This window comes from Luteibacter pinisoli, from assembly GCF_006385595.1.
Lineage (GTDB): Bacteria > Pseudomonadota > Gammaproteobacteria > Xanthomonadales > Rhodanobacteraceae > Luteibacter > Luteibacter pinisoli.
Genome location: NZ_CP041046.1, coordinates 2,124,508 through 2,143,031, shown reverse-complemented (window position 1 = coordinate 2,143,031; position 18,524 = coordinate 2,124,508). Strand labels below are relative to the sequence as shown.

Sequence of the window (18,524 nt, the reverse complement as noted above, 5' to 3'; positions counted from 1 at the left end):
CGGAAACGGCAGTCTCGCCCTTGGGGTGTTACGGCAGCGCGAGGGTCACGTGGCGGCGTCCGGTCATTCGTGAAGGCTACGGGCCTCGACCCAAAGGGCCACTCAACGCGGGCCCGAGCTACCCCACCTTTCCAGATCCCCCAATGTCAGCGCCCCGCTCTTCGCCGCGATGGCTGACGAATGCGTGGCTTTACTCACCACGCCATGGGCGTCCACGAGCACCATGGTCGGATAAACGTCCACGCCAACCTGCTTCGCCAGCGCATCCTGGCCGGGAACAATCGGCCAGTTGAATCCACGGCGAGTGGCGAACTCCTGGGCGGTGGCGGCGTCGTCGAAGGTGAAAGCCACCACGGGAACGTCGGGATGGGCACGATGGAACTGGCTCAGCACCGGTGTTTCCGCGATACACGGCGCGCACAGGGCAAAGAAGAAGTTGGCGATGAACGGCTTGCCGCGGAGCGATGCGAGTGAAACCGCTTTGCCGTCCAGGGTCGTGGCGTGGAAGGCGGGGAACGGCTTCCCCTGGATCGACATGCCGGCAGGCTGTGCCCTCGCCTGCTTGTGTGCGGCGATGACAGCATCGCTCTCGAGCCTGAGCACGGCCGAATGGTGCTCGGGGCTCTTCTGGATGTCGAACGGCCGGCCCTTCATCAGTGCCTGGAACTGACTGAAGGGGACGACATGCCCGTCCTGGTCCTCGCAGATCACGGTGTAATCATGCGGGATGGCCATTTGATCACGAAGGGCGTCTGGCACGACGTCGGTGGGGCGCGTCTCTGCGCTTGCGGAGGCGGTGACGGCGGCAAGGAGGGTAATGAACACGGCAAAGCGCATAGACAAGCCCGTTAAGCTACATAGGTAGCTATTACACTACATGTGTAGCGCAACTCATTGCAATGCTTCAGTGCGCTGCCACTAGCGGCAAGGACGCAACGCGCCACTCCCCGGAAGTCTCCCGGTGAAACGTCACATGCAGATCGCCATGGAGCGCCTGTTCGACGTCCCCGTCCCTCACACCCATCGCCGTCACATGAAACACGTCGCGCCCCTGTCCGGGCCGTGACTCGAAATGCAGGACGGTGCCTCGCATGCCCGCCAATGCCTCGCATTGGCCCGTCCCCACGCCCGCCACGCAAATCGCCACGCATGCGAGCCCCAAGGCAGCCGCCGCGGAGGCCCGGGCGAGAAACCCGGGCCGCTCAGGGCCGCCTTCCCCGCCGAGGATTGCGAGCAATCGTCGGCGCGCGGCCCCCGCTGGCCCGGCCATGGTCGACACCGTGGGCACCATGGCCCCGACCCGACTGGCATGGCGAAGGGATGCCAGAACCGCTTCCGCGTAGCCTGCGCGCGTGACGTCGTCGGCGCCGCGCAGGGCCTGGAGATCACAAAGCTCCTCGCGTGCCGCGAGGATGAGCGCGTGCAGCCGCCTCAGGGGCCAGCACCACGGCATGATCGCCATGGCCGCGTGCTCGGCGAGCAGGCGCCAATTATCGAGCCGTCGTGCATGGGCCAGCTCGTGGCGCCTGATCGCGCGAACCACGGGCGGGTCGAATGCGAGGACGGTGGCGCGCGGCATGACGACACGTGGCCGGACATAGCCGATAAGCATGGGCAGCCCGACTTGGGCGCCGGCGCCCCGCAGAAGGCGGCTCGTCCTGAGTGATCCAAGGAACCGGTGGCCGAAGACGACGGCTCCTGCGAACGCGCACAGCCCGAGCAGTGCGGACGACACCGTAGCGGCGCGCAGCAGCCACGTCTGCGCCGGGACGACCTCGGGCAACCACCCGTTTGCCAAGGGGTAAACCGCGCTTGCAGGGCGCCAGGGGTGGGTGAGTAAAGGCAGTATCGCTGGCAGGCCCGCCGTCACCCAAAAGGCGGCCGATGCCAGCGCGTGCCTGACTCGCGGCGACCAGCCGCCGTCGAGCCGATCGATGGCGTACGCGCCACCGGTGCCGATGGCCACGGCCGCCAGGCAAGCGAGGACAAAGCCAATGGCGCTCACGGGCGCTTCTTGCGCCCGTTGAGCAGGCGCTCGAGCTCGGCGAGCTCGCTCTCGTTGAGGATGGCGCTGCCCGACAAGGCGGATACCGGAAGCTTCCCGGACACCTCGAGAACATGCCGGAGCACATGCTCAAGGGAGTCGCCGAGCACCTCGACCTTGCTCCGGGCTGCCGAGAACACGGCAAGGCCGTGCACCTCTTCGCGGACCACCAGCTCCTTGGCCCGCATCCGTTCAAGCACGGTCCGGGTGGTCGAGACCGCCCAGCCGGTACGCGCGGCCACGGCGTCATGCAGTTCGCGCGCCGACTGGGGTGATGCCTCCCAGAGCGCTTTCAACACTTCCATTTCGCTGTCAGAAAGAATCACCGCAGGGAGGCCTTGTGGACGTGGCCGCGACCCGCGCCACCGATGCGCCGGAGGATACTACAGATGTAGCGCCCCATTGGCGGCCTCACGGCCGCGGCTAGCTCGTCCATAGGGAAGAGCGAAATCTACATGCCGGGCTCCCGCAGCTTCTTGTAGGCTCAATCTACCGCTATATAGCCTGTTTTATATCGAGATGGGCGCGGCGGCTGACCTGGGGACTTGGGAGATACCATGAAACGACTGATCGCCAGCGCTGCGGCGCTGCTATGCCCTGTGTTCGCCGCCACCGCCCAGGTGGCGAACGGCCCCTCGGATACCACCGACAAAAAGGATACGACGGCCCTGGAGACCGTGACGGTCACCGCCCGCCAGCGCGAGGAAGACCTGCAGAAGGTCCCGATGGCCGTGTCGGCGGTGAGCGGTGAATGGCTTGATCGGTCGTACACCGTCAACACGCAACAGCTCAGCCTGCTGGTCCCCTCGCTCTACTACAACTCGGCCAACCCCCGGAACACCGCGTACACCATCCGCGGGCTGGGCTCGAACACGCTTTCGGTCAGCGCGGCCAATGACGGCATCGAGCCTGGCGTCGGGTTCTACGTGGACGGGGTCTACCACGGCCGGCCCGCCACCGCCGCCTTCGACTTCACCGACATTGACCGCATCGAAGTGCTGCGAGGGCCGCAGGGTACGTTGTTCGGAAAGAACACCACGGCGGGCGCGATCAGCATCACCAGCCGCGAACCCACGTTCACGCCCGAAGGCAATGGTGAGATTTCCTATGGCGAGCAGGGATTCGTCCAGGCCAAGGGGACGGTCTCGGGACCCATCAGCCCGACGGTGGCAGCACGAGTCTCGGCTCAGTACACCGAGCGCGACGGCACGATCTACAACGTGTCCAACGGGAAAGATGAGAACGCCTTGAAGAACTATGCGCTGCGTGGCCAGCTACTCTTCAAACCCGATGACGACCTCAACGTGCGGCTGATCGGCGACCTCTCGAGCCTGAATTCCGATTGTTGCACGCAGAATTACCTGCGCGTCGGCAAGACGCTGAAGAGTGCGGCGCGGCAATTCGAGGGTCTTTCCGCCAACCTTCCCGCCCACGGCTTCCCCGCGTATTCGCCGCCCAGCCGGAACATCTACGATCGCCTTACCGATATCGATGCGCCGCTGCATATCGATACACAGGACGGCGGCGTGTCGCTCAACGCAGACTGGAATGTGGGCCCCGTCACGCTGACGTCGATTTCCGCGTGGCGGTACTGGAAGTGGGATGTTGCCAACGATCGTGACTACACCGGCGTCCCCGTCCAGCTGATCCAGCGCATCCCCTCGCGCCAGGACCAGTACAGCCAGGAATTCCGCGTGGCCTCCAACGGTGATGGCCCCTTCAGCTACGTGGGCGGCCTGTACTTCTACACCCAGGAAATCAACGGCAAGCCCATCAGCGTCTACGGCCCGGCGGCCACGTACTGGCTAGTGAGCACGACGAGCTTTCCCAACATGCCCGATAACCTGGCCGACGGTTACGGCCAGTACGGCACGTCGCACTACCGTATGAAAAGCTACGCGGCATTCGGCGAGGTGAACTATCAGTTCACCGATCGCCTGACTGGGACGATCGGCGCGCGATACACGTACGAAGACAAGAACGGTACCTACGCGACGACCGTATCGGGCGGACTGCCGACCACGCCAGGCTCGATCCAGGACAACGCGAAGCTCTCGCTGTTCCGTCCGCAGAGCTATCGCGCGTCGGATAACGGCGGCAACCCGTCTGGCCGTGTCAACCTCGCGTATCAGTTCACCGACAGCCTGATGGGCTACGCGGGCTTCGCCTATGGGTACAAATCCGGCGGCCTGAACATGTCAGGCCTGCCGCTGGATGCCCAGAACAACCCGGCCCTCGCCACCGCGGTGATCAAGGACGAGACGAACCGCACCGTGGAAGTGGGGCTGAAATCCGCGTGGTGGGACGGGCGCGCCACAGCCAACTTCGCGGCATACCGCACCACGGTCGACAACTACCAGGCGAACATCACCTCCAGCACTGAAACGGCGGCCATTCGTACGTACCCGGCGAATATCCCGAAAGTGCGTGTGCAAGGCGTGGAAGGCGATTTCGCTGCCCTGCTCTTCACCGGCTTTACCTTGCGCGCGTCCTTTGCGTACGCCGATGGCAAGTACGTGAGCTACCCTAAGGGCCCCTGCCCGCTCGAATGGCAGAACCCGAACGCGGCAGGCGGTTGCCAGCCACTCAACCCACCGGCCAGCCTGGCTAACAAGACATCGAACCCGCGTGGTAACCCCACCACGCCCGGGGCTTATGACCTGAGTGGCCTGCCGCTCGCCGGGCTGTCGAAGTGGGCGGGCTCGCTCGGGTTCGATTACGAACTCCCGGTGGGCCACGACGCCTTCCTCGTTCACGCGGACACCAGCGCCCGCAGCGGTTACAACTCGGATACCACCAACTCCATCTACACGAAAATCGCCGGTTACGCGGTCGTCAACGCGAGCATTGGGTACCGCTTCGACGATAACTGGGAAGTCGACGTCTTCGCGCGGAATCTGTTCAATCGCGACTACGTGACCGCCCTGACCGTGCAAACCGGTAATTCGGGTCTCATCCTCGGCCAGCCCAGTGATCCGAGAATGGTTGGCGTGACGTTGCGCGCGCACTTCTAGAGACCTCGGTGCACGCCGCGCCTGAAATCTGGAGGCTGCGATGCGCACGCGACGGACGTTCCCACAGGTATCCATGGATCGGGGATGTCGATTGCCGAGCCGCTCGTTCGACGTCTGACTGTGGCAACCCGCGCCACCCAGGAGAAGACCCGATGAAGATCCGTCCTCGCACCCATGCCCTCCGCTACGCCGCCGCGTCCGTGGCCTCACTCCTGCTCGGCCTGGCCATCGCGCCGCTACACGCGAAAGACGCCACCGGCATGGCCCCCATCGACGCCTACCTCCTGGACCGCACCGCGGAGATCAACCTCGCCAGGAGCGCCGCTCCCGCGTCCATCTCGAAGGACGCCACGGTCCTCGTCCTGACCCGCACCGGCTATGAGACCGCAGTCAAGGGCACCAACGGCTTCGTCTGCTACGTCGGCCGGGGTTTCGGCGGCGCACCGGACTGGCCGGAGCGCTGGGACCCGAAGATCCTCGCCGCCGCCTGTGACAACCCGCCGGCGGTACCGACGATGACGGCCCTGCTCAAGCTGCGTACCGCCCTGACCCTCGCAGGCAAGAGCGACGCGCAGGTCATGGACCGCATCAAGGCGGCCCTGAAGAGCAAGGAGATTCCGCCGCTTGGCGCCGGCGCCATGTGCTACATGATGTCGAAGAACGCGTACCTCTCCGCCCAGGGCGAACACAACATGGCGCATGTCATGTTCTACGTTCCGACCAAGGACGGAACAACATGGGGTGCGAACCTCGATGGTTCACCCGTGATCGGCGGTAACTACTGGTACCTGCTTCCCGGCCATGAAGCCGACGCCGCCACCCTTCCCCCGATCTCGGTCTTCCTGGTGGCGACGAGCACGTTCTCGGACGGTACACCGGTAGCACCACACCCCATGTAAGCCATCGCGCTGTGGGTTACGCGCTTTCCGCGAGCAGTTCGTCCAGCTGGGCGAACTGTTCCGGCAGGCCTTCCGCTGCGCCGGAGAGGGCTTCATCAAGGGCCGCTTCCGTCGGATAGATCTCGTGCAGGGTCACCAGGGTGGCGCCGGCATGGTCTTCGAACGTCACCGTGGTCACCGCGCCCTGGTCGCTTTCCTCGTTCGTCCACACCATGCGCTGGTTGGGCGTGACTTCCTTATAGGTACCGAAGAACGCCATCGGCTGGTCGAAGTTCGGGTGACGGAAGACGAGGCGATACGTGCCGCCGGTGCGGATGTCCATGTCGCATGATTCCAGCGACATGCCCGCCGACTTCGGCACCCACCACTGTTTGAACAGGTCCGGCGTGCTCCACGCCTTGAACACGATGTGCACCGGGGCGTCGAACGTCCGGGTGACGACCATCTCGCGGTTGTTCTTGCGCTGCACGGCGGTGCGGTTCGTCGCGGCTGGATTACTTTCTTTTACGTTTGGCATCTGCGTTCTCCTGGTGTTTCATCTGCGCAACAAGCTCGTCCAGCGCGTCGAACCGTGCGCTCCAGAGCTGACGGTACTGCTCGATCCAGGCGGCCTCTTCTTCCAGCCGGTCCACCCCCAGCCGGCAGGTGCGAACCCGCCCGACCTTCTCCGTCTTCACCAGTCCCGCATCCTCAAGGATGCTGACGTGCTTCTTCATGCCCGTGAGGGTCATGTGAAACCGTTCGGCGAGGTCGGTGACGGAAGCATCAGCACGGCCCAGCTGCTCCAGCACGCCCCGGCGCGTGACGTCGGAGAGGGCGGCGAAGGTGCTATCGAGGCGGGCTTGATACTGAACCATATGGTTCACTGTATGCCGCCGAACGGGCCTTTGCAAGGGGCCATGGAAGGGTCAGAGGAGCACAGTGACTCCCGAGGTCGTACGCGCCTTGGTGTCGTAGCTGCAGCGGAATGTAAACGTCTGGGCCTGGCCGCCCGCCCCTGCGAAACTGCCGTCTCCCGATACGTCGACACGACTTTCGCCGGCGACCGACCCGTCGGCCCGCGTGACCTTCACGCTACCCGCGGAAGGCATGCGCGAACGCACCTCCTGGCTCGCGGCGTCGCTGCAGGCACTCACCGCGAACGGATCCACGACCTGGTGATCGCGCGCGTCGAACGACGACCACTGCGCTGCGGCCGCAAGCGGTAGCCATGCCACCGCGCTTACCCATAGCGTTCTCATACCCGGCTCCCGTCAGTCCGCGGTGAGCCCGACGCTTGCACAGGCGCCGTCAGCGGGAGCGCAATATCCTGTGATCGCCGTCGCCTGCATCGATTTCACCCCCCAGTAACTTATGATGCTCCGGTTCACCCTTCCCCAAGGAAATCGTGCCCATGAAGAAGCTGGCAATCGCGGTCGCGCTGACGGCCCTGCTCACAAGCACCGCCCATGCGCAGACCAACGCGGGCGATCAGAAGTCCGATACCGACCTCCCCTTCAAGGTCACGAAAGTGGCCACCTTCGACCTGCCCTGGCGCATCGCGTTCCTGCCGGATGGCCGCATGCTGATCACCGAGAAGGTCGGTCGCGTGCAGCTGGTGACGCCTGATGGTGCCAAGACCGAAGTCGAAGGCGTGCCCGCCAGCTATGTCGAAGGCCAGAACGGCATGCTCGGCGTCTTCCTGTCGCCGCATTACGCGACGGACCACAACGTCTACCTCACCTATGTCGCGCCGGGCGCGTACGGCGGTGGCCTGGCCATGGGCCGGGGCAAGCTCGTGATCGAAGGCGACAAGGCCCGACTGGATGGCTTCCAGGTGCTGTGGCAGCAGTTGCCCACCGGCAAGGGCGGCCAGGCCGGCGCGCAGATCGCATTTTCCCCCGACGGCAAATACCTCTTCCTTACCGTCGGTGATCGCCAGCGCTTCACGCCCGCGCAGGATCCGAACCAGCCCGTAGGCAAGATCCTGCGACTGACGCTGGACGGCAAGCCGGCACCGGGTAATCCGTGGGCAGGCAAAGTCGGTACGCCGACGATTCCGCTGATCGATCCGGCCGCGAATACCGAAGCCGCGAAAACAGCGCCTGTGGTCAGCACCTACACCTTCCCCGGTAAAAACCTCACGCCGTCGGAAACCTGGGCGACGGGCGTCCGCACGCCGTACGGCCTTGCCTTCGCACCGGACGGCCGCCTGTGGGAACTTGAGCACGGCCCGCGCGGTGGCGACGAACTGAACCTCATCGAGCGTGGCAAGAACTACGGCTGGCCGCTGGTTTCGTATGGCAAGAACTACGACGGCGTGCCCATTCCCTCGCCTGACACGCGTCCGGATCTCGTCAAGCCTGTGATCTACTGGGTACCCGTGATGGCTCCGGGCAACCTCATGTTCTACAAGGGCACGATGTTCCCGAAGTGGACGGGTAGCGCGTTCCTCAGCGGCCTTGTCAGCCAGGGCATCATTCGCGTCACGGTGGACAACAAGGGTGGCGCCACCGCCGTGGATCGCTGGAGCCTCGGCAAGCGCATCCGCGATATCGAAGAAGCGCCGGATGGTTCGCTGTGGATTCTTGAAGATGCGAAGCCGGGTGGTTTGTTCCGGCTGACGCCGAAGTAATTCGGCCAAATGCCACGCGCTTTCGCCAAGCCGCGCCATCGGCGTCAGCCGATGGTATGCACCACGAAACGCGACGGACCCACGCCATGCATAACGCCCTGACGATCACCACGGACGCCGGCAGTTTCAACGCCTATGTCGCCTATCCGGAAGCGGACAAGGCACCTGCCGTGGTCGTGCTGCATGAAGTCTTCGGCGTGAATGACGATATCCGCCAGACCTGCGACGCCCTCGCCGCGCAAGGCTTCATTGCCGTTGCGCCCGATCTGTTCTGGCGGCAACAGGCTGGCGTGGATCTCAGCGTGACGTCGGAAGCCGACTGGAAGGCGGGCTTGGCGCTCTACATGGCGTACGACCGCGCCAAGGGCGTCGAGGACATCATGGCCACCGTCGATGCCGCCCGGCACCTCGACCGGTCCACCGGCCGTGTCGCGGTGATGGGCTACTGCCTCGGTGGCCTGATGGCCTTCCTCACCGCCGCGCGGAGCAAGGTCGATGCCGCGGTTGCCTTCCACGGTGGCGACACCGAGAAGTATCTCGACCAGGCGAAGGCGGTCACCGCGCCGTTCCTGATGCACCTGGCCGTCGAAGACGAGTTCATCTCCAAGGCGGCGCAGGCCGACATCAAGAACGCGTTCGCGGGCATGCCCAACGTCACCATCTACAGCTACCCGGGCTGCAACCACGCGTTTTCGCGGCATGGGGGTGCCCACTACAATGCGGCCGCGGCGAAGACCGCGAACGACCGGACGTGGGCGTTCCTCAAGCAGAGCCTCGCGTAGGGAAGCGAAACCGCTCGCGGATTACCCCACCGCATCCAGCTGCGCGTCGCCGTCCGCGCCTTCCTCATCCGCGCGGCCGAACCGCATGATCAGCAGGCCCGTGGCGATCGATGCCACGGCCGCGCCAACGAGCGTCGTCGAAAGACCCACGGTGTCGACTGCCCGGCCGCCGATGAACGCACCTGCGGCAAAGCCCATCTGCAGGATGGAGATGAAAACCGCGCTCGCGCTTTCCAGCTCTTTGGCCGCGGATTTAGTCATGAAGCCCTGGGTCGCGATGGGCAGGGCACCAAAGGCGAATCCCCAGGCGAGCACGGCAGCAGCCGCCAGCCACGGAGATTGGCCAAACACCGTCAGCGCGACGATGGACAGGCCAAGAAACGCTGCGGTGCCGGCGAACGTGCCACGCGCACTGCGCTGCGTAAGCGCGCCGCCCACGAAATTGCCGATGAACCCGGCGACGCCGTAGCCGACGAGCAGCGACGACAGCAACGCCGCAGGCATCTTCGAGACGTGCTCAAGGAAGGCGCCCATGTACGTATACGCGGCGAACTGGCCCGCGAAGGCGAGGAAGCACGCGAGCAGGCCGAGTCGGGCATTGGGAATGCGGAACAGCGCGGCCAGATGGCGAAGCGTCACCGTTTCCGACGGCAACAGGCGCGGCAGCAAAGCCATCTGCGCCACGAGCACCACGGCACCGAACGCGGCCACGCTCTCGAACGCGGCACGCCAGCCAAACGCGCTGCCGATCAGGGCACCCGCTGGCACGCCGACCACCGAGCCGAGCGAGATGCCGGCGAAGATGATGGCGCTCGCCCGCCCCACGGACGCCGCCGGCACCATCTTGCCGGCCACGATGCTGCTGATGGCCCAGAAGCCACCCACGTCGACGCCCAGGAGCACGCGCCCGAACAATGCGACAGCCAGGTTGGGCGCGAAAGCGACGATCAGGTTCGAGACGACCAGCAGGGCACTAAGCAGGATGAGGATAAGGCGACGATCCGCCCTGCCCGCGCCCAGCATGATCGCCGGGGCCGCAATGGCGGCGGCGAACGCCGGCACGGTCATCATCAGGCCGGTAGCACCCTCCGGCGAACCGAAATCCGCCGACATGCGGGTCAGCAGCCCTACCGGGATGAACTCACTGGTGACCAGCGCAAAGGTCCCGAGGGCCACCGCCGCAACGGCCAGCCACTGGCGCAAAGCACCCTCCGACCCGGGAGCGGGCCGATCAGACAAAGAAGACATGGGGAAATTCCGACGAGGCGTGAAGCCGCAATGGGTACGCAATGTTGGGACGGGTCGTCTCATGGCAAGGGACACGGCCGTCCCCAGCCGTGGAATAGAACCTATTCCATCGAGTGGGTTGCATAACGATAGGAAGGTCTCTACTTTTTTGCAACCCACTACAGGCGACCCTCCCATGAGCACTCCCTCCCTCGGTACCGCCATCGTCACTGGCGCCTCGTCCGGCATCGGCAAGATCTACGCGGAGCGCCTCGCCGCCCGCGGCTACGACCTCCTTCTCGTGGCCCGCCGGCTCGACCGCCTCGACGCCCTGGCCGCCCAGATTGCCTCCTCCACCGGCCGCAAGGTCGCCACGCTGCAGGCTGACCTGAGCCAGCGCGCCGGCGTCGCCGCGGTGGAGAACGTCCTCAACGAGGATCCCTCGGTCACCCTGCTGGTCAACAACGCGGGCATCTCCCTGGAAACGAGCGTGCTCAACACCTCCCCGGAGATGATCGAGCGCCTGATCGCCGTGAACACCCTGGCACCGACCCTGCTGGCCTCCGCCGCGGCCAAGGCGTTCGTCGCCCGCGACAAGGGCGCCATCATCAACATCGCCTCCGTCCTGGCGTACATCCCCGAGCTGATCGACGGGATGTACAGCGGCACGAAGGCCCACCTGGTGAACCTCACGCTGGGCCTCGCCCCGCACCTGGCGAACACGAACGTTCGCGTGCAGGCCGTCCTGCCGGGCGCCACGCGTACGGAAATCTGGGACACGATGGGCATGGACCCTGATGTCGCCCTGCCCGGCCAGGTGATGGATACGGCGGAACTCGTCGATGCGGCGCTCGTCGGTTTTGATCGCGGCGAGGTGATCACCATCCCGCCGCTGCATGACGAGAGCCAGTTCCAGGCCCTCGAAGCAGCACGCGCGGCGATGGCGCCGAACCTGTCGACCGACACCGCCGCACCGCGCTACCGCGCCTGAAGCCCCGGTCATGGACACCTACCCCCGGATCTCCCTGCCCGTTATCGCGTCGGCCGGCGTACTTGCCATGGCCACCTTGTTGAGCGCCTGCTCGCGGAGCGAGGCGGACCCTCGCCTCGCCCCGCCGCTGGTGCGCACGGCGACGCTCGCCGCCTCTGAAGCGGGTGAATCGACCTTCTCCGGCACCGTCGCCGCGCGCGTGCAGAGCAACCTCGGCTTCCGCGTGCCGGGCAAAGTGGTCGAGCGCCTCGTCGACGCCGGCCAGGCCGTCAAACGCGGCGATCCGCTGATGCGCATCGACCGCACCGACCTCGCCTTGGCGAATACTGCGTCCGCGGGCGAAGTCGAAGCGGCACGCGCGCAGGCCGTGCAGACCGCGGCCGACGAAAAACGCCTCGGCAAACTCGTCGGCGCCGGTGCGGTGTCGGCATCCGCGTACGACCAGGCCAAGGCCGCCGCCGATGCCGCGGCCGCCCGCCTTCGTGCGGCGCAGGCCCAGGCCACGGTGTCGTCGAACGAAGCGGGTTACGCCGTATTGCCCGCCGACGCGGATGGCACCGTGGTCGAGACACTCGCAGAGCCGGGCCAGGTGGTCACCGCCGGTCAGGTCGTCGTGCGGCTCGCCCATGCCGGCCCGCGCGAGGCACTCGTCGACCTGCCGGAAACGGTGCGGCCGGCCATCGGTTCTATGGCCCGTGCCACGCTTTACGGCAGCGACGGCGCCGGTGGCAGCGCACGCCTGCGCCTGCTGTCCGACGCCGCCGATACGGCGACGCGAACCTATGAGGCGCGTTACATCCTCGACGGCAGCGCGGCGGATGCACCGCTCGGTGCCACGGTCGTCATCCACATCCCGGATGCCACGCACACGGCTCCGTCGGTACCGATCTCGGCCATCTTCGATAACGGCAAGGGGCCGGGCGTGTGGATGCTCCAGGGCAAGACGCCGGCGTCGGTCACGTGGCGTGCGGTCACCCTCGGCACCATCAGCGATGAAACCGCCACCGTGACCAGCGGCCTGCATGCGGGCGAGTCGTTCGTCGCCCTCGGTGCCCATCAGCTGCACGAAGGCGAGCAGGTGCGCACCAGTGCGGCGCCGGGAGCGACGCCATGAAAGCCGGCGGCTTCAACCTATCGGCCCTCGCCGTGCGCGAGCGGTCGGTGACCCTGTTCCTGATCATCGCGATGTCACTCGCGGGCTTGTATGCCTTCGTCCATCTCGGCCGCGCGGAAGATCCGAACTTCACCGTGAAGGTGTTGACCATCGTCTCCACCTGGCCGGGCGCGACCGCGCAGGAAATGCAGGACCAGGTCGCCGAACCCCTGGAAAAGCGCCTGCAGGAACTGAAGTGGTACGACCGCAGTGAAACCTTCACGCGGCCCGGCGTGGCGTGGACCACCCTGACGCTGCGCGACGATACACCGCCGTCCGAGGTGCCCGAAGAGTTTTACCAGGCCCGCAAGAAGCTCAGCGATGAAGCACCGAAGCTGCCGCCCGGCGTGGTCGGCCCGCTGGTCAACGACGAGTTCTCGGACGTGACCTTTGCGCTGTATGCCCTGAAGGCGCGTGGCGAGCCCCAGCGTGCGCTGGTGCGCGAGGCCGAGGCGATCCGCCAGGACTTGCTCCACGTGCCGGGCGTGAGGAAGGTCAACATCATCGGCGAGCGTCCGGAGAAGATCTTCGTCGAATTCTCGCATGAGCGCCTGGCCACGCTGGGCATCGCACCGGAGGTGATCTTCGACGCGCTCAACAAGCAGAACGTGCTGACCCCCGCGGGCTCGATCGACACCAGGGGGCCCCAGGTGCAGATCCGCCTCGACGGCGCGTTCGACAATCTCGACACCATCGGCGCGACGCCCGTGGTGGCCAACGGCAAGACGCTGCGACTGAGCGACATTGCCACCGTGCGCCGGGGTTATGAAGACCCTGCCTCCTTCCTGATCCGCCACGATGGCGAACCCACGCTCGTGCTGGGCATCGTGATGAAGGACCGCTACAACGGGCTGGATCTTGGCAAGTCGCTGGAACAGAAGGCCAGCGAGATCTCCGGCACGCTGCCGGTCGGCCTGACCTTCTCGAAGATCACCGACCAGGCGGTGAACATCGCCGAGGCGTATGACGAATTCATGCTGAAGTTCTTCGTCGCGCTGGCCGTCGTCATCGTCGTCAGCCTCGTGAGCCTTGGCTTCCGCGTGGGCATCGTGGTCGCCGCCGCGGTTCCGCTGACACTGGCCGGCGTGTTCGTCATCATGCTGATGACCGGCCGGGACTTCGACCGCATCACCCTCGGTGCGCTGATCCTCTCCCTTGGCCTGCTGGTGGACGATGCGATCATCGTCATCGAAACCATCGTCGTGAAGATGGAGGAAGGCAAGGACCGTATCGCCGCGGCGACGTATTCGTGGGGCCATACCGCCGCGCCCATGCTGGCCGGCACGCTGGTGACGGCGATCGGCCTGATGCCGGTGGGCTTCGCGCATTCCGGTGCGGGCGAGTACGCGGGCAACATCTTCTGGGTAGTGATGTTCTCGCTGCTCACCTCGTGGGTCGTGGCGGTGGTCTTCACCCCGTACCTCGGCGTGAAGCTGCTCCCGCACATCAAGGCCGTCGAGGGTGGCCACGCCGCCATCTATGGCACGCCGCGTTACCGCGCCATGCGCCGCGTGATTGCCGCGGTGGTGCGCAACAAGGGACTCGTCCTCGCGAGTGTCGTCGGCCTGCTGGTGGTCTCCTTCCTCGGCATGGGCTTCGTGAAGAAGCAGTTCTTCCCCATTTCCGATCGACCCGAAGTGCTCGTGGAAGTGCAGATGCCCGAAGGGACTTCGATCGACGCCACCAGTGGTGCCACCCGGAAGATCGAAGCGTGGTTGCGCAAGCAACCGGAGGCAAAGATCGTCACCAGCTATATCGGCCAGGGTGCACCGCGTTTCTTCCTCGCGATTGCACCAGAACTGCCGGACTCGTCGTTCGCGAAGATCGTCGTGCTTACCCCGAACGAGGAAACCCGCGAAGCCCTGAAACGGCACCTGCGCCAGGCCGTGCAGGACGGCCTCGCCCCCGAGGCCCGCGTCCGCGCCACGCAGATCGTCTTCGGCCCGTACTCGCCCTTCCCTGTCGCCTTCCGCGTCTCGGGCCCGGATGAAGCGAAGGTGCGCGAGCTGGCTGGCCAGGTGCGCGGCATCATGCAGAAGAACCCGGGCATGCGCACGGTCAACATCGACTGGGACGAGCGCGTACCGACGGCGCACCTTGTCCTGGACCAGCAGCGCCTGCAGGCGATTGGCCTGACCTCGCACGACGCGGCGTCCCAGCTGCAGTTCCTGCTGACGGGTATCACCGTGACCCGCGTCCGCGAGGATATTCGCTCCGTGGACGTGGTGGCGCGTAGCCAGGGCCCGGCACGACTGGACCCGTCGCGCCTCGGCGCCTTCACCCTCGTGGGTGCGGCGGGTCAGCGCGTGCCGCTCGACCAGCTCGGCCACATCGAAGTGCGCATGGAAGATCCCATCCTGCGTCGTCGGGATCGCATGACCACGATGACCGTGCGTGGCGACGTGGGCGAAGAGTTCCAGCCGCCCGATATCTCGCTGGCACTGATTCCCCAGTTCAAGCCCATCATCGATGCCCTCCCGCCCGGCTATGCGATTGAAACGGCGGGTGCGCTGGAGGAATCGGGCAAGGCCAATACAGCGCTGGCGGCGGTGTTCCCGGTGATGGTGCTGCTGATGATGATCGTCATCGTCTTCGAGGTGCGATCCATCTCGGGCATGGCCATGGTGCTGGCTACGTCACCGTTGGCCCTGGTGGGCGTGGTGCCGACGCTGCTGCTGTTCCACCAGCCCTTCGGCTTCAACACCATCCTGGGCCTGATCGGCCTGGCGGGCATCATCATGCGCAATACGCTGATCCTGATCGGCCAGATCCGCACCAATGAGCGACAGGGTCTTGATCCGTACCACGCCGTGGTCGAAGCCACCGTGCAGCGTGCGCGGCCGGTGATCCTCACGGCACTGGCCGCGGTACTGGCGTTTATCCCGCTGACGCAATCGGTGTTCTGGGGCTCGCTGGCCTATACGCTGATCGGCGGCACCATCGGCGGCACGGTGCTGACGCTGCTCTTCCTGCCGGCCTTGTATGCGCTGTGGTACCGGATCCGACCGGACAAGGATCTGGATCCGGGTGCGGTGCCGCACATCAGCCATGTACCGGAGGAAGACTGAAGGCATAATTGACTGCCATGACACAGATCAGACCCGCCACGCCTGCTGACCGCGATGCCTTGCTTGCCATCTGGCTTCGCTCGGTTCGCGCTACGCATGCTTTCCTCACCGAAGCGGACATCACAGCGCTGATCCCCGCCGTGCGCGACGGTGCCCTGGTGATGCTGGAAACGTGGGTGCTGGCCGATGAAGACGGCCAGTCGCTAGGGTTCATGGGGTTGGATGGCGCGAAACTGGAAGCGCTGTTCATCGACCCTGGCCATGCCGGCCAGGGCGGTGGCACCGCCATGGTGAATCATGCGCGTGTACTGAAAGGCCCGCTGACCGTCGACGTCAACGAGCAGAACCCCAATGCGCTTGGTTTCTATCTGGCAAAGGGGTTCGTCGTGACCGGACGCTCGGAGACGGACGGCGACGGCAGGCCGTTTCCGTTGATCCATCTGGCGATGAACGCGTAAACGTCGTTCTCAGTCAGTGACACCCACGATCACCGACGCCGCATCGAAGATCGCCAGCACGGCCGTGCCTTCGGCAAGGCCGAGCTGGACGACACTTTCCTTGGTGACGATCGACGTGATGGTTGCGCCGCCCTCAATCGCCACGGTCACCTCGGTGTTCACCGCGCCGGGGTGAATCCGTTCCACCGTGCCGGGCAGCTGGTTGGAGGCGGACAGGCGCCCTTCCCCCGGCAAGCCGAGCATGACCCAGCTCGCCTTGATCAGCGCGATGACCGGACGGCCGGCGGCGAGGGCCAGGCTGTCGGTGCTTTCGCGGGTGACGGTGGCGGTGAGCGTCGCGCCGCCCGTGGTGCGGATGGCGATGCTGTCATTCACCGCACCCTGCTGGACGTGGTCGACAACGCCGGCAAGCTGGTTGCGTGCACTGGTTCGCATGGTCAGGTGCCTCAGCAGATGGATGTCGTGGGTGGCCTGGTCGCCCAGCGATGCCAGGTGCTCGACGAACAGGCGGTGGGCGGATTCAATGCTGCGGAACGATGCGATGAGGCGCTCGGCGCGAGCCGTGAGCCGCGCCCCGCCGCCGCCCTTCCCCCCGGTGACGCGTAGCACCAAGGCTTCGCCGGCCAGGTTGTTCATGGCCTCAACGGCGTCCCAGGCCCCCTTGTAGCTCATGCCCACGGCCTTCGCGGCCGCGGTAATCGAGCCCGTGAGCCCGATCTGGGACAGCAGTTCGACGCGGTCCACTCCGCCCCAGCGCCGCGCGCCGTCGGAGAGCCATAGGGAGCCTTCGTACTGGAGCATGCCGTCGCCTGGCGATGGGACGGGGGCAGTCTAGCCCGGAAGCGCAAAATCTACATCCAACCAGCCGGTACCCGTCTACCTCATCCCTTGCTGGAATCGACCTTGGGATCACCTTCCCGCGGTTTCTGCCCCGTCTGGTCGCCATCACGGCTGGCGGGCTTGTCCTGGCCCGGGTTGGCCGCGGGGTTATTCGAGCCACCGACGCCATTGGCGGAATGTTGCTTGCTGTCTTTATCGCTCATCACGTTTCTCCCGTTAAGGAGGTCATCCTTCGCTCCACCACGTGACGGGACCGGGGCGTCGCGGTATGCAAGCCGTGATTTAGTGATGGACGGACGGCGCCATGGCTAAGCCCAGACCAACGAGCGAGAGCCCGATCACGACAACGGCCAGGTTGCGTTTTGAGGCCGTCCAATGGGTCGCCACGAACGCGGGATAGGTGAACAACCAAAGCGCGACCATGCCCGATAGCCACAGTCTCGAGCTGCGCTTGGCGAGTATCCACGACCAGATGAAGCCGACGAACCATACAGCGACACCCAGATAGCCCACCACGACGCTGCTAAGGGTCTGCATCACCCGCCCCATGTCGGGGCCGCCCTCGCCAGGCGGCTCGTTCAGCTGAAAGGCCAGCGGCACCCTCACCCAGCTCGCTTCGGGCTTCCCGCTTTTCATGGCAGGCTTGAAAGTCCACTGGGAAACGCTCCGCACAGCGGCCGCATCGAGATCTGGGTAGCCACTGGAGGTCTCGATCGTGATGTGCGACGCCCGACCGGTGGCTTCGACCAAGGCCCGGACGGTGGCCGTGCCCTGTTCGCCCGCGTCAACGGCCGACGGTGGATACTCGAGGGAGGAATGGACGATGGACGCCGCACTCGCACCCTCTGATGCGAGGACCTGGCCACTGAGGAAAATCGCAAACAGCGCTACAGCTATCAGCCACCGACAGAAACCCCGTGTCATCCCGCTCATGTCCCTTTCCCCCGCCCCATGGAACGTCCCGTGGCTGGATGGTACGTGGAATTGTCTAACAACGCCCCGACCACCTACGATCTCGGCCGTGACCCATCCCACGCCCAACCTGCAGCGTCTGCGTCGCCATAAAGGCGGCTGGATGCTGCTGTTCGCGGCATTGATGATCAAGATCGCGGCGAGCACTGTGTGTGTGTTCGACGGGGCACGGGTGGCTTCTACGCCCACCGTGCCGGGTGATGCGGTGACCGTGAGCGTGCTTGCCGCGGATGCCGTCGCCGCTGACAACGACCTTTGCCTCCTCGGCGAAGGCAGTGGCTGCCACTGCGCGTGCGCCCATGGCGCCGCGTTGCCGATGACCTCGCCGCTGGTTGCGGCCGTCGTGGTCCCTGAGGCGCCGGTGAGGCATGTACCTTCGGCGCCCACCGCGCTGTATCCCCCTTCCCTGTTACGCCCTCCTATCGCCTGACAACCCTTCGTGCCCGACGCGTTGCCGGCTAA

19 protein-coding genes are annotated in these 18,524 nt (G+C 65.6%); 9 read left to right on the top strand and 10 right to left on the bottom strand.

Annotated features, from left to right (window positions below):
* Positions 1-102: 102 nt before the first annotated feature.
* From FIV34_RS09765 to FIV34_RS09755, 3 genes are all read right to left on the bottom strand, one after another.
* Positions 103-735 carry a TlpA family protein disulfide reductase gene (locus tag FIV34_RS09765; protein WP_211352739.1) on the bottom strand — a complete coding sequence of 211 codons (633 nt, stop codon included), beginning with the start codon at positions 733-735 and terminating at the stop codon, positions 103-105.
* 169 nt (positions 736-904) lie between these two features.
* Positions 905-2,005 (bottom strand): M56 family metallopeptidase, encoded by a 1,101-nt coding sequence (locus FIV34_RS09760; RefSeq protein ID WP_139982097.1) that lies wholly within the window; start codon positions 2,003-2,005, stop codon positions 905-907.
* Positions 2,002-2,340, bottom strand: a complete 339-nt coding sequence (locus tag FIV34_RS09755; RefSeq protein ID WP_211352738.1) for a BlaI/MecI/CopY family transcriptional regulator — start codon at positions 2,338-2,340, stop codon at positions 2,002-2,004. Before FIV34_RS09755 ends, FIV34_RS09760 begins: the two co-directional genes overlap by 4 nt.
* Positions 2,341-2,601: 261 nt before the next feature.
* Between FIV34_RS09755 and FIV34_RS09750 the strand changes: the two genes are divergently transcribed.
* On the top strand, positions 2,602-5,058 hold the full coding sequence (locus FIV34_RS09750; RefSeq protein WP_139982091.1) for a TonB-dependent receptor: 2,457 nt from the start codon (positions 2,602-2,604) through the stop codon (positions 5,056-5,058).
* A 152-nt stretch (positions 5,059-5,210) separates the two neighbouring features.
* On the top strand, positions 5,211-5,957 hold the full coding sequence (locus tag FIV34_RS09745; RefSeq protein ID WP_139982088.1) for a hypothetical protein: 747 nt from the start codon (positions 5,211-5,213) through the stop codon (positions 5,955-5,957).
* A 16-nt stretch (positions 5,958-5,973) separates the two neighbouring features.
* On the opposite strand, the gene FIV34_RS09740 is transcribed toward FIV34_RS09745, so the two are convergent.
* Genes FIV34_RS09740 through FIV34_RS09730 form a run of 3 tightly spaced genes read right to left on the bottom strand, consistent with a single transcriptional unit; the run spans position 5,974 to position 7,198 of the window.
* Positions 5,974-6,474, bottom strand: a complete 501-nt coding sequence (locus tag FIV34_RS09740; RefSeq protein WP_139982085.1) for an SRPBCC family protein — start codon at positions 6,472-6,474, stop codon at positions 5,974-5,976.
* Positions 6,452-6,814, bottom strand: a complete 363-nt coding sequence (locus tag FIV34_RS09735) for an ArsR/SmtB family transcription factor (RefSeq protein ID WP_139985840.1) — start codon at positions 6,812-6,814, stop codon at positions 6,452-6,454. The genes FIV34_RS09740 and FIV34_RS09735 overlap by 23 nt, the downstream gene beginning before the upstream one ends.
* A 51-nt stretch (positions 6,815-6,865) precedes the next feature.
* Positions 6,866-7,198 carry a hypothetical protein gene (locus FIV34_RS09730; protein WP_139982082.1) on the bottom strand — a complete coding sequence of 111 codons (333 nt, stop codon included), beginning with the start codon at positions 7,196-7,198 and terminating at the stop codon, positions 6,866-6,868.
* A 152-nt stretch (positions 7,199-7,350) separates the two neighbouring features.
* On the opposite strand from FIV34_RS09730, the gene FIV34_RS09725 reads away from it, so the two are divergent.
* Entirely contained in the window at positions 7,351-8,571 is a 1,221-nt protein-coding gene (locus FIV34_RS09725; protein WP_139982079.1) for a PQQ-dependent sugar dehydrogenase, read from the top strand.
* Between the two features lie 86 nt (positions 8,572-8,657).
* On the top strand, positions 8,658-9,353 hold the full coding sequence (locus tag FIV34_RS09720) for a dienelactone hydrolase family protein (RefSeq protein WP_139982076.1): 696 nt from the start codon (positions 8,658-8,660) through the stop codon (positions 9,351-9,353).
* Positions 9,354-9,374: 21 nt separating this feature from the next.
* Here FIV34_RS09720 and FIV34_RS09715 read toward each other — a convergent pair whose 3' ends face one another.
* Positions 9,375-10,556 (bottom strand): MFS transporter, encoded by a 1,182-nt coding sequence (locus FIV34_RS09715; protein ID WP_170207562.1) that lies wholly within the window; start codon positions 10,554-10,556, stop codon positions 9,375-9,377.
* 220 nt (positions 10,557-10,776) lie between these two features.
* On the opposite strand from FIV34_RS09715, the gene FIV34_RS09710 reads away from it, so the two are divergent.
* Genes FIV34_RS09710 through FIV34_RS09695 form a run of 4 tightly spaced genes read left to right on the top strand, consistent with a single transcriptional unit; the run spans position 10,777 to position 16,250 of the window.
* A complete protein-coding gene (locus FIV34_RS09710) occupies positions 10,777-11,571 on the top strand; it encodes an SDR family NAD(P)-dependent oxidoreductase (protein WP_139982070.1) in 795 nt (264 codons plus the stop codon).
* A gap of 10 nt (positions 11,572-11,581) precedes the next feature.
* A complete protein-coding gene (locus tag FIV34_RS09705; RefSeq protein ID WP_425462913.1) occupies positions 11,582-12,685 on the top strand; it encodes an efflux RND transporter periplasmic adaptor subunit in 1,104 nt (367 codons plus the stop codon).
* The gene (locus FIV34_RS09700) at positions 12,682-15,792 is read left to right on the top strand and encodes an efflux RND transporter permease subunit (protein WP_139982066.1); all 3,111 of its coding nucleotides are present in this window, start codon (positions 12,682-12,684) and stop codon (positions 15,790-15,792) included. The genes FIV34_RS09705 and FIV34_RS09700 overlap by 4 nt, the downstream gene beginning before the upstream one ends.
* A 17-nt stretch (positions 15,793-15,809) precedes the next feature.
* Positions 15,810-16,250, top strand: a complete 441-nt coding sequence (locus FIV34_RS09695) for an acetyltransferase (protein ID WP_139982064.1) — start codon at positions 15,810-15,812, stop codon at positions 16,248-16,250.
* Between the two features lie 9 nt (positions 16,251-16,259).
* Here FIV34_RS09695 and FIV34_RS09690 read toward each other — a convergent pair whose 3' ends face one another.
* The 3 genes from FIV34_RS09690 to FIV34_RS09685 form a co-directional block, all read right to left on the bottom strand.
* On the bottom strand, positions 16,260-17,051 hold the full coding sequence (locus FIV34_RS09690) for a TOBE domain-containing protein (protein WP_139982060.1): 792 nt from the start codon (positions 17,049-17,051) through the stop codon (positions 16,260-16,262).
* 80 nt (positions 17,052-17,131) lie between these two features.
* Positions 17,132-17,293: a hypothetical protein gene (locus FIV34_RS20935; RefSeq protein WP_170207561.1), complete on the bottom strand. Its 162-nt coding sequence runs from the start codon at positions 17,291-17,293 to the stop codon at positions 17,132-17,134.
* 79 nt (positions 17,294-17,372) lie between these two features.
* A complete protein-coding gene (locus FIV34_RS09685; protein WP_139982057.1) occupies positions 17,373-18,023 on the bottom strand; it encodes an energy transducer TonB in 651 nt (216 codons plus the stop codon).
* A gap of 88 nt (positions 18,024-18,111) precedes the next feature.
* Between FIV34_RS09685 and FIV34_RS09680 the strand changes: the two genes are divergently transcribed.
* Positions 18,112-18,492 (top strand): hypothetical protein, encoded by a 381-nt coding sequence (locus tag FIV34_RS09680; protein WP_139982054.1) that lies wholly within the window; start codon positions 18,112-18,114, stop codon positions 18,490-18,492.
* Positions 18,493-18,524 lie beyond the last annotated feature (32 nt).